General features: G+C 49.5%; 11 protein-coding genes. 1 reads left to right on the top strand and 10 read right to left on the bottom strand.

Going from position 1 to position 13,156, the window contains the following annotated elements; all coding sequences use genetic code 11:
- Positions 1-18: 18 nt before the first annotated feature.
- The 3 genes from PQG83_RS12730 to PQG83_RS12720 form a co-directional block, all read right to left on the bottom strand.
- Positions 19-237: a hypothetical protein gene (locus PQG83_RS12730; RefSeq protein WP_312741633.1), complete on the bottom strand. Its 219-nt coding sequence runs from the start codon at positions 235-237 to the stop codon at positions 19-21.
- 643 nt (positions 238-880) lie between these two features.
- Positions 881-1,075: a hypothetical protein gene (locus PQG83_RS12725; RefSeq protein WP_312741631.1), complete on the bottom strand. Its 195-nt coding sequence runs from the start codon at positions 1,073-1,075 to the stop codon at positions 881-883.
- 400 nt (positions 1,076-1,475) lie between these two features.
- Positions 1,476-1,883, bottom strand: coding sequence for a response regulator (locus tag PQG83_RS12720; RefSeq protein WP_312741629.1), 408 nt, complete (start codon positions 1,881-1,883; stop codon positions 1,476-1,478).
- A gap of 441 nt (positions 1,884-2,324) precedes the next feature.
- Here PQG83_RS12720 and PQG83_RS12715 point away from each other — a divergent pair, with 441 nt between their 5' ends.
- The gene (locus tag PQG83_RS12715) at positions 2,325-3,101 is read left to right on the top strand and encodes a glycosyltransferase family 2 protein (RefSeq protein ID WP_312741627.1); all 777 of its coding nucleotides are present in this window, start codon (positions 2,325-2,327) and stop codon (positions 3,099-3,101) included.
- A gap of 424 nt (positions 3,102-3,525) precedes the next feature.
- Here PQG83_RS12715 and mdoH read toward each other — a convergent pair whose 3' ends face one another.
- From mdoH to PQG83_RS12680, 7 genes are all read right to left on the bottom strand, one after another.
- Positions 3,526-5,649 carry a glucans biosynthesis glucosyltransferase MdoH gene (gene mdoH / locus PQG83_RS12710; protein WP_312741625.1) on the bottom strand — a complete coding sequence of 708 codons (2,124 nt, stop codon included), beginning with the start codon at positions 5,647-5,649 and terminating at the stop codon, positions 3,526-3,528.
- Entirely contained in the window at positions 5,646-5,897 is a 252-nt protein-coding gene (locus PQG83_RS12705; RefSeq protein ID WP_312741623.1) for a hypothetical protein, read from the bottom strand. The genes mdoH and PQG83_RS12705 overlap by 4 nt, the downstream gene beginning before the upstream one ends.
- A complete protein-coding gene (locus PQG83_RS12700; protein WP_312741622.1) occupies positions 5,894-7,435 on the bottom strand; it encodes a glucan biosynthesis protein G in 1,542 nt (513 codons plus the stop codon). The genes PQG83_RS12705 and PQG83_RS12700 overlap by 4 nt, the downstream gene beginning before the upstream one ends.
- 776 nt (positions 7,436-8,211) lie before the next feature.
- Positions 8,212-9,264 carry an aminotransferase class V-fold PLP-dependent enzyme gene (locus PQG83_RS12695; RefSeq protein WP_312741621.1) on the bottom strand — a complete coding sequence of 351 codons (1,053 nt, stop codon included), beginning with the start codon at positions 9,262-9,264 and terminating at the stop codon, positions 8,212-8,214.
- Positions 9,265-9,356: 92 nt separating this feature from the next.
- Positions 9,357-10,340, bottom strand: coding sequence for an L-histidine N(alpha)-methyltransferase (gene egtD / locus PQG83_RS12690; protein ID WP_312741618.1), 984 nt, complete (start codon positions 10,338-10,340; stop codon positions 9,357-9,359).
- 387 nt (positions 10,341-10,727) lie between these two features.
- Complete coding sequence (locus PQG83_RS12685; RefSeq protein WP_312741616.1) at positions 10,728-12,323, bottom strand: glycine betaine ABC transporter substrate-binding protein; 1,596 nt, start codon at positions 12,321-12,323, stop codon at positions 10,728-10,730.
- 10 nt (positions 12,324-12,333) lie between these two features.
- Entirely contained in the window at positions 12,334-13,083 is a 750-nt protein-coding gene (locus PQG83_RS12680) for an ATP-binding cassette domain-containing protein (protein ID WP_312741614.1), read from the bottom strand.
- Positions 13,084-13,156 lie beyond the last annotated feature (73 nt).

The following is a 13,156-nucleotide window of genomic DNA, read 5'->3' as shown; positions in this document are numbered from 1 at the left end:
TCTGGCATAAAAGTCCTGTCAGTCAGTGAGAAAATCCTGGGAGGGGTATTCTTGAAATATCCGACGAGATTGGGTTTCCCAATTCTGAATGAAGGTGAGAAGTTCGAACACAGTGGTATGACCTAGGACGGCACAGTCCACCTTGCCGTCTTCGTTCACTCTCCACACATAATCTCCTTCCCGAAGTAGAAACATTCCCTCTTCACATGATCGACTAATGGTCATGGCGTCGCTCATTGCTTGCCTCCCCTTTAGAAAATCCGTAGGCCACAAAATTTCCTAACAATTGACGCAATGGGAACTACAGACTTCTTTGTTCCAAAAAATATCAGCCGAATAAAATGTTCACATTCAATGAAATGCAAGTTCATGACTATGGTCGCCATAACCAATACAAGGAAACCAATCCCACAAGACTTACGCAACTGATGATGATGAGTAAAATCCCTTCCATGGTGTTGCCTCTCTATGTTGGTCAGTCGGCCGTCACCTTTTCCTGATTCCGAATAAAAGCAACCTTGATGCCGCTGTTCGGGTTGTTTCTTTTGGCCAACCAGGAATGCAAGCTAAGCAACTAATTTTAAAGAAAAAAGGAAAGAGAGGTTAAAGCATTGGTCCTGGGAATCTTCGGTTGGTGGCATATGGGGAAAGTAGCGAAAGGGGTACATGCCGTAAACATAGGGAACAGATACGAATGGTGAGCTATTTTAAAGGGGATAATACTAAATAGGATAAATCCTAGGTGAGGAATGACTATTCGAGGGTAAACTTTTGGTGAAAAGCTCGAGGCTTGTGTTAATCCAAGTCAGGGCCATGGGAGATGGCCACATACTTCACTTACGAAGAAGATTGAGGGAGTTCTCTTTAGGGGGGGAGAGTCCTATTTTTTTAGTGTTTCTTCCTCGGTGTCCGACTCGATTGGTCCTGGACTGGAGATGGATGAACGTCGACGGGTTTGTTGCTTTTCTTCAGGAATGGGTATTCGGGGTTCCCATTCTTCGACCAACCCTGCTGTTCCCCGTTGGCCCCAAGTGGACAGGTTAATAGTGGAATTTTTTCTTAGACCGGTAACCATGGGTACTTTCTCCATGTTGTAAAGGGTAAATAGGCCAAACAGGCGTCTGGTAAATGACTCTTCCTGTGTGGTTTTCCCTTCAAAAAAAGTATCCTAAGTGGGATATTTTGAAGGAATCCTCATAATTAGCATTAAATAGCAATTTAGATGCCATGTCAAAATCCGGTCTTTATATCAGGGCTATCAGCAATGATTTGAGCAATAGGCAGAGGGCGTTAGGGGGTTTTCATGTGAGTGGGGCTTGGTTTACTTGGGGTGGATGCATGTATCCATATAGATAAACAAGGGCCTGGAATGGGAAAATTTCTATAATCAATTAAAGAAGGGTTGTCTCTTAGAGGCTCATCCCAAATGAATGCTGCTTGCAGTTAAGGTAAAACCCGATTCTACTTGAACCGTATTATTTCAAAAATCGATGTAGTTCGGTCCGGATTTTCATGGGGGTTATGGGTTTAGGCCAAAATTCAGAGCCTCCAGCTGCGAAAGCTCGCTCTCGATGAGTGATTTCTGATTGCGCGCTCATGAGAATAATGGGGGTACGCCGAAAGTTCTCCCGTGCTCGAAGTCGTACACAGACCTGGAACCCCTCAAGCCCGGGCATTTTCACATCCATAAATATCAAGTCGGGTTGAATCCGTTGAGCGAGATCAAGTCCCTGCTCTCCATCTTCTGCACCGATCACCTGATAGCCCATTTGTTCTAAGACATCTCCCAGGATCATCAAATTATCCGGGGAATCATCAATGAGCAATATGGTGACGGAATCGATACCGGAAACCCTTTCAAAAGTCTGTGATGATACCGTCATGTTCATCTGCCTCCCTCCATTCCTTGTCCTGTTGCTTCATTCATTGTTATTACCGGTGAATTACGCAAGGAGAGTGCCGGATTGGTTGGGCATTGTAACGCATTGAAATGGAGCTATTTTTAGTCAACTTGTCTCAAGGGATCGGATGTCCTGAGGTGTGTCATGAGATAAAGAGATGGGACAGGAAAGGAGTTTGAGACAATCCCAAAACCGCAATTGGAAGGAGATACTTTTTCAAAAATGGACGCTATCCGTTAGTTCGGATTGGTCACTTCAGCAGATAATTGTGAGATCTCCGCGTCAGAAACCAGAGACTTCCTTGGGAGTAAATTTCCCCCCCAAAATAATGAGAGGGGTTTTCTGACCGTTCATGGTAGGCTACCCGAAAACTCTTCAGCAATTGGTTCCAGGCGGCTATGCCCCGCTGCGGTCGAAAGAGATATGGAAAAGCTACAAGATCCCATAAATAAAAAAAATCAATTGGTGAGTATTGTTATTCCGGTCTATAACGAACGGAAAACGATTGAGACGATTGTCGGCCGGGTGCAAAAGGTGGAAATTCCAAAAGAACTCATCATTGTTGATGACGGGTCCACGGATGGAACTCGGGAATGGCTCTACGAGCAGTTTAGTCAGGGGGATGCAGAGGATAAACAAAGCCAGAAATTAATCTGTGAGTCACGGGCCGATTGTTCTCAAGTCCTGGTGTTGGCTCATCAGCACAATCAAGGAAAAGGCGCAGCCCTGAAAACGGGATTTGGGCAGGTTCGAGGGAGCATTGTGATCGTACAGGATGCCGATTTGGAATATAGTCCAGAGGATTATTATCGACTGTTGGAGCCGGTGTTAACAGGCCGGGCCGATGTTGTCTACGGATCCCGGTTTTTGGGGGGCTGGAAAGGGAGTTGGCCACCGGTCTCCTATATGGGGAACAAGATTTTCACCACCTTAACCAATGCTGCGACTGGGTTATCATTGACGGATGTATGGACCGGTTACAAAGTGTTTAAACAGGAAGTCTTGAGCGATATCTCGCTCGAAGAATCAGGGTTTGAATTGGAGTTGGAGCTCACACTGAAAGTGGCTCAGAAGAATTGGCGCGTGGCAGAGGTGCCGATTTCTTATTTACCCAGAAGTAAAGCGGACGGAAAAAAAATCCGCTGGAGAGATGGAATTCAGTCCATCAAAACGCTGTATCGGTATTCCCACCCTTCATAACCCCGTCGGATTGATTGTTTTCTTACCCACAGATTCCGCCTGCATCAGTCGCAAATATGGCTTGAACCAGCATTGGAGGAATCAGCCACCATTGGCCGAGTGATACGGAAGCCAGGGCCTAGAACTTTATGTCTGCCCTGAAGGCAAACTCTCAATTGCTGCACTGCGCCTTTCTTGATCGTCCGGATCAAATCTATTCCGGCAAGAATAGATAGGACGGCATGGGAGGGAGTGGAAGCCCAACTTCAGTGTGTGATCTGTGTAATTCGGTGAGACGATAAAATGTTAATAATCCAGGCTTAAAGATTGAGCACTACTCATTCGTTCGTTGCAGTCCACCTAATTCCAGTGGAAATGATAAGGAATCAGGCAAAAGCCACGGTGATGGATAGTCCAGAGATGATTAGGTCTGAGTCAAATCTGTTCAGTGTTGAAAATGATGCTGAAGGGCTTTGCCCCAATAGGAATCAGGTGGAGCCTGCCAGGCCTGCTCATGCAGCCATTGTAAACTGGCCCGGTCGCGTACCAGGTGACAGAGCTCTTTTTGCGTGAGAGAGTGTGGACCATGTTGAAAGCACCGTTTGCGGAGTGCGAGGATCATTTCCTGTTTTTTGCCACCTCGATGCGCATGAGCCATGGCTTGATGAACCTGGTTTAGCACCGGATCCAAAATAGCCTGAATGGCGGGAGAAGATCGTTCAGTGTAGGTTTCTAGTTGAGGATAGGTCCTGGCATAGACATCATCCAGCAATGGTGAGCCATGACTTTCCTCAGGAACTTGCAAAAATCCCCAGCGCTTCAGTCGGTCACCTGGTCCCACCCGACTGAGAAAGACGGAGGTGGGCGCGGCAAATACGAGTGGTCCTGCGACCGGAAGGGACCAGAAAAAAAACATCTGATCAAGCCAGAAAGCGAATGCGGCCCAGGCTCCGGCAATCAGCGTCCCTGGGGCTTGATTTAAAATGGCGGCTGACCAGCCGGTTTCATCTGTCCGATTCTGACCGGCCCACCGTAACGTGGTGTTGAGCAGCGCTTCTAACACAAAACGGCTATGGGCCAACATGCGAATGGGCGCCAGAAGAGTAGAAACCACTATTTCCAGGAAGACACTGATCAACAGTCGAATGATGCCACCATGCTGTCTGCCCCGTCGACATCGGATGACATCGATTACGGATAGAAATTTCGGTAAAAACAGCAGAAACAAGGTGCTGCTGGCCAGAATAATGGCCCATTCCGGATTCCATTCCGGCCAATGGGGAAACAGACTATGAGGTTCTGGAAAGTAATTGATGGGATACAGGACCAGACGCGCGGCTTCGATCGTTGTTAATACCAAAAAGATTAACCACAACGGGGAGGCCAGGTAGGACATAATCCCGTTCAAAAAGGCCATGCGATGCGCAGGCCGCAGCCCAGGTTCAAACAGCATGAGCCAGATGTGCTGTAAATTTCCCTTGGCCCATCGTTTATCGCGTTGCAGGTCATCCACAAGGGTGGGAGGGGATTCTTCATAACTATGAGAAAGTTCCGGTTCCAGCCAGACTTCATACCCGCCCCGTCCCATAAATGAGGCTTCCACAAAATCGTGGCTGAGAATAGGGCCATGAAAAAGTCCTGGTCCGGGAAGCCGCTTCAGGCCGGCATGTTCCATAAACGCTTGTGTACGAAGAATGGCGTTATGGCCCCAGTAGACTGCTTCCCCAAGCTGTAGGGAGGCAAGGCCTGTTGTAAACAGTGGGCCATAGATATGATTGGCAAATTGCTGGACCCGTGCAAACATTGAACGGGCATTGATCAAGGTGGGGCTGGTTTGCAGAATGCCTGTTTGAGGTTCAGCCTGCATGAGTTGCACCATCGTGACCAGGGTGGATCCACCCATGAGACTATCTGCATCAAGGACGATCATGTACTCATAGCCGGAACCCCACCGGCGAAGAAAGTCGGCAATATTGCCACTTTTATAATGCTGGTTTAAGGACCGGCGCCGATAAAACAGATGTCCTCCCGCTCCCAATTCGGTACATAACCGATGCCAGGCGGCTTGTTCAGCCAACCACACATCCGGATTACGGCTGTCGGAAAGAATGAAAAAATCAAAATGGTCAATCTGCCCGGTCTGTTCTAAGGAGCGATACATTGCTCGGATGCCGCCGAACGTCCGCTGAATGGGTTCGTGGTAGATCGGCATGACCACGGCTGTCCGTGCTAGGGGTTGAGTGCTTAACTCTGCAGCGGTATGGCGTCCCAGTGGGGAAAATCGATCCCCACCGAAACACCGGAGGACAAAGCCGAACATGCCAATCCAAAATCCAACGGAAATCCAGACGAATAGCACAAAAAACAGGGCAATAATCGCCATCTCCAGAAAATTCCCCCCATGATAGGGAAGGATGGCCGTCATATACGAAGCGGCCACGAAAGATTGAATGAGGACTAATATGGTCAGCAGGGCACGCCGGAGTCCTGCGGCAATTCTCCAGCTTATTCGTCTGGGGGGAGCCAGCGAATGCCGGGCATCGGCAATTGTGGCTTCACGACTTTTCATGGTTTAAAACTCATGCTGCCGCGGGTAATCGGTGGAGCGGTGGTTGGGAGAGGAGGATTCTGCAGGGCAAAGTGGTCATGGATTCTTGTCATCACAAATTGCAGTGGATCTTCCTCCTTTGAAGCCAGTCCGGCCTCAACCAGAGTGAGAGCCCGCAGCGTGACCTCGCGGGTTAATTCCACTCCCATGGCCGACAGGTAATCACAGGCTCGTGAGAGAGTATGTTCGGCAATCGATCGGGCCATCATTCTTTTTCTGGTGCCAGAATGTTGTTATTCATTGGTAGGCGGTACGTCCAGGTTTCCGTTAAGGTTGCCGAATCAGTTTTGAGAAATGCCCGCAAATGAAGCGGCTTTTTATCTTGAGGTTTGGCCAGGATGGACAGTCGCCATCCTTGTATCTGTTCATGATATTCCACAAAATGCTCCAGGATGTCGCTATTGTCCAATACCGTGACCTGGCCGCTGATGGGAGCATCGGGCGGCATTTTACTCAGTGGGCCACCCGCAAAATCGATAATGATACGATACGCCTGCGGAACATTTCCTCCCCCGATCCGATTACCGTCCCCGATAAAGGTATTGACCACGGCTCCCAACGGATTTTGTGAGAGAGTGGCCTTCCCAAAACTCACATCATACGCCATTTCTAAAGGGGTCTCGCGGGTCACGGGCGCTACAGGTGTCCAAAATGCGACGATGTTGTCATGCGTTTCATTGGGGGTTGGCAGTTGGACGAGCACCACTTTTCCTTGCCCCCAGTCACCCTGTGGTTCGACCCAGGCGCTTGGACGTTGTTCATAATGCGCCCCTAAATCTTCGTAGCCAGAAAATTTTTCCTCACGTTGCAGTAAACCGAATCCTTGTACGTTGTCCGTGCTGAAAAAATCCATTTCAAGGTTGGCAGGATTCATCAAGGGACGCCACAACCACTCACGGGTGAGGCCGTCATGAATCTGCAATCCGTCAGAATCATGGACTTCCCGGCGCCATTCTCCAGCTGGTCGTGGGGTATTCTCTCCATAGAAAAACATGCTGGTCAGCGGGGCAACACCCAATAACTGAATAGGTTTTCTGGGGAAGAGTTTGGTGCGTACCTTCATCTTCGTCTGGCTGCCGGGGACAATGGTAATTTGATACGCTCCGGTGAGACTGATGCTGTCCAGTAACCCATAGACCACCATTTCTTTGGCATCTGGAGACGGGCGTACCAACCAGAATTCCGTGAATGAAGGAAAGACTTCCCCGCTGGGGAGTCCCGTATCAATGGCCAGGCCTCGTCCTGCTAACCCGAACACGTTTTCCTTTCCGACCCCCCGAAAATAACTCGCCCCCGCGAAAACCAAAAACTGATTTTGCTCATTTTTGTTTTTCAAGGGAAAGGTCAGCTTGAATCCGGCAAATCCTACATCGGCCGGCACCCGTTTTTCGATTTCGGGGTCGGCAAACACAAAGTCGCTTTTCTTGAAAACCAGCGGGCGTGGACCTTCGGCGTCGACGACGTTGATGGTCACCGGGTGGGTATAATGCAATCCCGGAGTAAGAAACATGACTTGAAAATTTGATTGGCTCTCTTTCCACAGACTGTGGTCAGGGTTAAACCTGATCCCTTTATATGCCTCATAGGAAATTTCCCGCATAATTTTTGGGACAAGTGGAGGGGCCTCATAGGGTTTATCCGCTAAATTTTTCGCTTTCTGAACCACCTGATCGAATGTGAAGCCCGCTGCTACATGCAGGGGGAACATCAAGAACATCGCGACCATTCCAGCTAACAAGATTCTCATCACTGACGCTCCCGTTTAGTAAGATAATGAAACTAAAACTACCCATATAAAAAATCCCACTGAAGAAAAAACCTAAGAAGGAATGCTCAATGGGGAAGGTTATTCTGCGTTGGCTAAGAGGGAAATGGTCCCCCTGTCTGATCCGGGTTCCATCGTGAATTGTACTATATAAGGGTATGAAAAACTGAAGGTAGAGGAGGAATTTATCGTAGGAAAACCAAAAAGCGAGAGCCCTTGATCGCTTTCTATCATTGGACTTGGTAGACAGGGAAGCCATTGGAGATGGTTGCACGTAAAAATATGGTCATAGAAAGTTTGAGCAGTATCTTGAGGCAATTCACAGCTTAGGTGACTAAGTGAGAATATGTTTTTGCTCAAGGACATTTTGGGCCCGATTATAGCACATTTTGATTTGGTATCTATCCTACTCTCCATTGATTTTCAACAGTTTTTGGCCATTGATCCACAAAATTCTGGAATGTTATCGATTGACATCCCCATTGAAAGAAAAAGCCGTTTACCATTCCACAGGACTCTTCCCGTTAAATTTAACCCAGCTGAATCAGTTCGTTCTCTCCGGTAAAACGTGTCGCTGCCACGATTTGACCGGGTTGGCTCCCGGTTCCGAGGAGGGCTCTAACCAAGTTATGGTGTTCATTGCGAAGCCCAATGGATAGGCAATTGCTCCTTTGTCCCAAGTCATCGCGTCTTTAAGAAATTCTCCGAAGTTGTTTATCCTGGAATACCCCAAGGTGTTCTAGGATGTGCAGGGGCACTCATTCCTTTGAGCGTGAGGAAAACAATGCAAGAGTCGAACGGATGTCGATATTTGATGTGTCGGTAGTCCAGGAAATACGGATCGAAAGGTTTGAGGGATAGGAGGGGTGGGTGAGGGTTTTCCAGGCAATGGAATGAGAGGAGGAAAGGGTGTGCATAGCCTGTTCCGTGTGTTCGTCAAGGCAGGCAAACGATAAGATACCGGGAGCATGCGCCCCCTCCCATTCGATAATCCGAATCCCAGGATAGTGTCCGAGGCAGACTTTCCATTCTTCTCGCACCTGTTCAAGGATGTGGTTGTGTGGATCTTGTTGAGCCTTGAGATGGCAGGCTTTGGCAAATCCGGCGATCAAGCCAATATTCTGTGTGCCCAATTCGTATCCGGCCCAATAGGGTTGCGTCTCCTGGTGACCGTCATTCCCGACAATCAGCGCACCGGTTCCCATCGGGCCTGTGCACCATTTATGGCCAGGGAAAAAATACGCATAGGGATAAATTTCCTGAAAAGAAACCGGAATATGTCCGACGGCTTGCGCCCCGTCTACGATGAGTCGCGTATGGTGTGACTCCGCCAGCTCCTGGATTGCGGTGAGGGGAAAGATGCGCCCATCAAAATGAGAGACGTGACTGATGACGATGGCCTGAATGTGTTGTTCATTTAGAATGCGTTCAAGCGAGGGAAGGAAGCCGGAGGGGACATCCGGATCGAGTCTAATAACGCGGACTCCACGGTCACTGAGTTTGTCAATTTCATTGAGAATCGTGGCATTTTCATGAGTGGTGGTCAGAAGGACATTTCCAGGTTTCCAATTGATCCGAGAAAGGACCAGGCTGCACGCAGTTGTGGTATTGGGCATGAAGGCGAGCCGTTGTTCATCGTTCAACCTCAACCAATCCGCAATGGTCCGTCGGCATTCCTGAAGCGTGTCCCGGTAATACTGAATGCCGGCTTCCGCATATAACAAGTGACTGAACGTGTCGAGTGTCCGGGAAATTACCTGCTGTACGTCAGGATGGAATGGAGCGAGTCCAGCCGGATTGAGATAAATCATGGGAGTAGGTTGGCGGAGTACCCTGGGGTTGTGAGGTTACGTCGGGTCTGAATCCTGATGAAAAAAGTCGTGCCTCTCTCGAACCATCCGGCTTAGGGTTTTTTGGCGAGTGCGAGGCCAATCAGGCTGTCAGGGTCCGAGTACCATTTGACCAAGGCAAAACCCGAAGCCGCGAGAAGTGCTTCCGCCAAAGGGCGATCATATTTCGTGCTGATTTCGGTGCGGATTTCCTCCCCTTGTTTGAGATGGACTTGTAATCCTAAGTCCTGAATGTCCAGAATTTGATCTTCTCGTGACCGGAGCCACATTTCAATGCGATGTTCATCATTGTTGTATCTGGCGATATGGTCGAACGAATCCAGATCAGCCTGAGATCCGAAATGATGACCAAGAACACGAATAATATTTTTGTTAAATTTTGCTGTAATGCCCTGTTTGTCATTATATGCGGCTTCGAGGCGACTTCGTTCCGTGATGAGCTGGACTCCCAATAAGAAATAATCTCCGGATGCCATTTCGAAGTTCACTGAGGAAAGGAACTCTTGAGCGGCAGGAGCAGGAAGGTTGCCAATGGTTCCTCCAAGGATGACTACCAGGCGTTTGCCGCCTTCCGGAATATGCTCCAAATGGACAAGAAAGTCTCCTACCACACCATGTATGTGGAGACCGGGGTACTCGCGTACCAGTTCTTCGGAGACTCGTCGGACAATGGCTTCATCGACATCAAAGGGGACGAAATAGCGCAGTTGGTCAACTTTGGCCATGGCATCGAGGAGTACCCGTGTTTTTGTGGCTGCGCCGGATCCTAATTCCACAAGTTCTTCTGCTCCGCTGAGAGCCACAATTTCGGCGGCGCAATTGGTGAGCAGCTGATGCTCGGTCCGTGTTTGATAATATTCCGGCAATTCGCATATTTGTTCGAACAGGGTTGATCCCTGTTCGTCATAAAAGAGTTTTGAAGGCAGAGTTTTGGGGCTTGCTTGCAGACCGCGGGTGATTTGGGTTTTGATTAAGTCCTGATCTTCTCTGGTTAATGGAAGATCAATGGTGATTGATGGATCTGTTTGCGATGGCATGAGCCCTCCTCGGGGGTCTATCGTGAACAATATTTTAACCTCTCCCTCAGACGTCAGGGCAGATGACGTCATCGTTGGCATAAGACGGAAAGAAAACGTTCAGAAAATGAACATCCTTCCGCCTACGTTTTTCTCGTGTATTGCTGAATGAGAGAAAGTATTCGTCCGATAAGTTTCCTGATCTGCCTTCTATAGGCAAAAACAAAGGGGCTGTGGATGATGGCGAATGCCTTGAAATGGCATCAATATCCCCACTATAGCGGCAGAAAGGGTTGCGGGCAAGACAAAAGCATTGACGAAATCAGATGAAAAATGGATCTTTTGTCCGTCAAAAAGTCACTTGGGTTGGCGTGCTTTTAGCATATATTAAACGGCAATCCGGCAAGGTTATCGAGCCGGTTCCAGGCCGCGTGGCCGGGCCCATTGTTCTACACGACCCAAGAGAGCATCAACCGACAGGGCCAACACTGTTGCGGGGAGGGCGCCGGATAATATCAAATTGACGTCCGCAAGCTGGAGCCCTGCCACGATGGGGACACCCAAGCCTCCGGCCCCGATAAAGGCGGCCAGCGTGGCAGTCCCGACGGTCCAGATGGCAGAGGTGCGAATGCCCGCCATGATGGTCGGCGCGGCGAGTGGAAGGCGAATCGTGCGGAGAATTTGCCATTCCGTCATGCCAAGGGCTCGCCCGGTCTCCACTACATTTGGAGCTGCGTCTCGTAACCCCGAATAGGTATTTCGGAGAATGGGGAATAACGAATACATCCATAAAGCCATGATGGCGGGAAGCGCTCCTACGCCGAATATTGGAATCATAAAGGCCAGAAGTGCGATGGATGGAATCGTTTGCAACATGCCGATTATTCGGATGATCGCTTCCGCTCCTCTTCGCCACCGTTCGAGAGCCAGTCCCAATGGAATGGCGACCAGTATTCCCAGGAACAACCCTAGTCCGGAAAGCCAAAGATGTTCTCCTGTGCGCATTAGAAGATTAGAACGTTTGGTCCACATGTAGGAGAAAATGGAATCGGAAGAATCCGTGCTGGCGGCTGGTTGGCCGTGATTGTCGGCCACAAGATCGAGTGCCCGTAAGGCGTTCTGTGCTACTTGGGGAACCGGTTCTCCCTGTTCCTGAATTCTGAGATTTAATTCACGCATGCGTGTTGGGTTTATGGCATTGGTGAGCAAACTGATTACCCGTCCCAATTCCGGATGGCGTTTGAGAATTTCTCCTCGAACGAGTGCTGCGGCCTCATACGGTGGGAAGAACTGACGATCATCTTTCAGGACAACAAAGTCATACACGGCTAAGCGTCCGTCTGTGGTGTAGACATCTAAGAGGTCAACCTCTCCCTTATCTGTGGCTTGATATTTCAACGTTTGTTGCATGCCGATCACTTCCTGAAACTGTAAGCCGTAGGATTTTTTCAACCCCGCCAATCCATCTTCTCGCTGGATAAATTCATACCCAAAGCCGGCTTTCATGTGAGGGGCGACACGCACGAGATCCGAAATCGATCGGAGTCCTAGGGTTTGTGCTCGATCACGGCGAAGGGCTAGCGCATAAGAATTTTCAAATCCGAGTGGTGCCAGCCACCAAATATCCCATCGGTGAAGAAACTCCGTGCGAACGCGGTTTAAAACCGACACTCGATCGTTCATCGGCGGTTCACCCAGAATGGTGACGAGCCCTGTTCCTGTGTATTCGGGATAAAGATCAATCCCTCCCGTTTTTAAAGCCTCAAAACAGACTTGAGTGCCGGCGAGTCCGAGGCGACGCGTGACGGTTAATTCCGTACGGGCCTCAATGAGTTGAGCGAACATTTCCGCCAGGAGCCGGCTTTCCATAAAATTCTTGGATCCCACCACAATGGTGTCAGAGGCCCAAACTGGCAGAGAAAGAGAATAGAGCAGCCCAAGAAGTCCGATCACGATTCCTCTGGAGGCCCTCCGTGTGCGTTGTCTGATACGATCGGTGTTCATCTCCTTCCTGTTAGCCTCGATGAGCGTGATAATGCTGAACGAGCAAATGAACATAGGGCGTGGCCGGTGAATGAAGAATTTGTTGTGGAGTCCCGACTTGCTGAATGCATCCTTCTTTGAGGATGGTAATCCGGTCGCCTAGCCTAAAGGCTTCTGACATGTCATGAGTCACCAGGACCATGGTTTTCTGCAATCGGGCTTGAAGGGAGAGAAATTGGTCCTGCAGGTCATGGCGGGTAAGCGGATCTAATGCGCCAAATGGTTCGTCGAGCAGGACGATGGGCGGATCGGCTGCCAGGGCACGTGCCACAGCCACGCGTTGCCGCTGTCCCCCCGAGAGTTCAATGGGGTAGCGTTCGGCAATTTGCGAGGGATTCAGATTTACGAGAGATAAGAGCCTGTCGACTCGTTCGAGTTGCTGTTCCGATGTCCATCCCAATAAATGAGGGACGAGGCAGACATTTTGCTTGATGGTCCAGTGAGGGAAAAGCCCGCCATCTTGTGGGACATATCCCAGGCGTCGACGAAGTTGAATGGGATCCTGTGCAGAGGCGGGCTCGCCTTGAATGACGACGGTACCGGTCGTTGGTTCTATCAGCCGATTCAGAAGACGCAAAAAGGTGGTTTTTCCTGATCCGCTTTCCCCAATCAGCGCCATGGTTTCCCCTTCTTTCACACCCCATTCAATGTTCTGAAGGGCATAGGTGCCATCCGGGAATTGCTTGCTGACATGTTGGATTTCCAGTGCCCACGGATTCATGTGGGTGAGGTCCTTTGGGACGGGGATAACAGGATCCAAATGGTGTGGTGATGCGTCATCGTCGTGATGAACG

This window comes from Candidatus Nitrospira neomarina (assembly GCF_032051675.1).
Classification (GTDB): Bacteria; Nitrospirota; Nitrospiria; order Nitrospirales; family UBA8639; genus Nitrospira_E; species Nitrospira_E neomarina.
Note: the sequence above shows the minus strand (reverse complement) of the source record. Positions and strands in the feature narration are given on the sequence as shown.

What these genes read in the sequence shown, in the direction of transcription:
- PQG83_RS12730 (WP_312741633.1), bottom strand. Translation starts at nt 237, where the DNA reads ATGAGCGACGCCATGACCATTAGTCGATCATGTGAAGAGGGAATGTTT.
- PQG83_RS12725 (WP_312741631.1), bottom strand. Translation starts at nt 1,075, where the DNA reads ATGGTTACCGGTCTAAGAAAAAATTCCACTATTAACCTGTCCACTTGG.
- PQG83_RS12720 (WP_312741629.1), bottom strand. Translation starts at nt 1,883, where the DNA reads ATGACGGTATCATCACAGACTTTTGAAAGGGTTTCCGGTATCGATTCC.
- PQG83_RS12715 (WP_312741627.1), top strand. Translation starts at nt 2,325, where the DNA reads ATGGAAAAGCTACAAGATCCCATAAATAAAAAAAATCAATTGGTGAGT.
- mdoH (WP_312741625.1), bottom strand. Translation starts at nt 5,649, where the DNA reads ATGAAAAGTCGTGAAGCCACAATTGCCGATGCCCGGCATTCGCTGGCT.
- PQG83_RS12705 (WP_312741623.1), bottom strand. Translation starts at nt 5,897, where the DNA reads ATGATGGCCCGATCGATTGCCGAACATACTCTCTCACGAGCCTGTGAT.
- PQG83_RS12700 (WP_312741622.1), bottom strand. Translation starts at nt 7,435, where the DNA reads ATGAGAATCTTGTTAGCTGGAATGGTCGCGATGTTCTTGATGTTCCCC.
- PQG83_RS12695 (WP_312741621.1), bottom strand. Translation starts at nt 9,264, where the DNA reads ATGATTTATCTCAATCCGGCTGGACTCGCTCCATTCCATCCTGACGTA.
- egtD (WP_312741618.1), bottom strand. Translation starts at nt 10,340, where the DNA reads ATGCCATCGCAAACAGATCCATCAATCACCATTGATCTTCCATTAACC.
- PQG83_RS12685 (WP_312741616.1), bottom strand. Translation starts at nt 12,323, where the DNA reads ATGAACACCGATCGTATCAGACAACGCACACGGAGGGCCTCCAGAGGA.
- PQG83_RS12680 (WP_312741614.1), bottom strand. Translation starts at nt 13,083, where the DNA reads ATGAATCCGTGGGCACTGGAAATCCAACATGTCAGCAAGCAATTCCCG.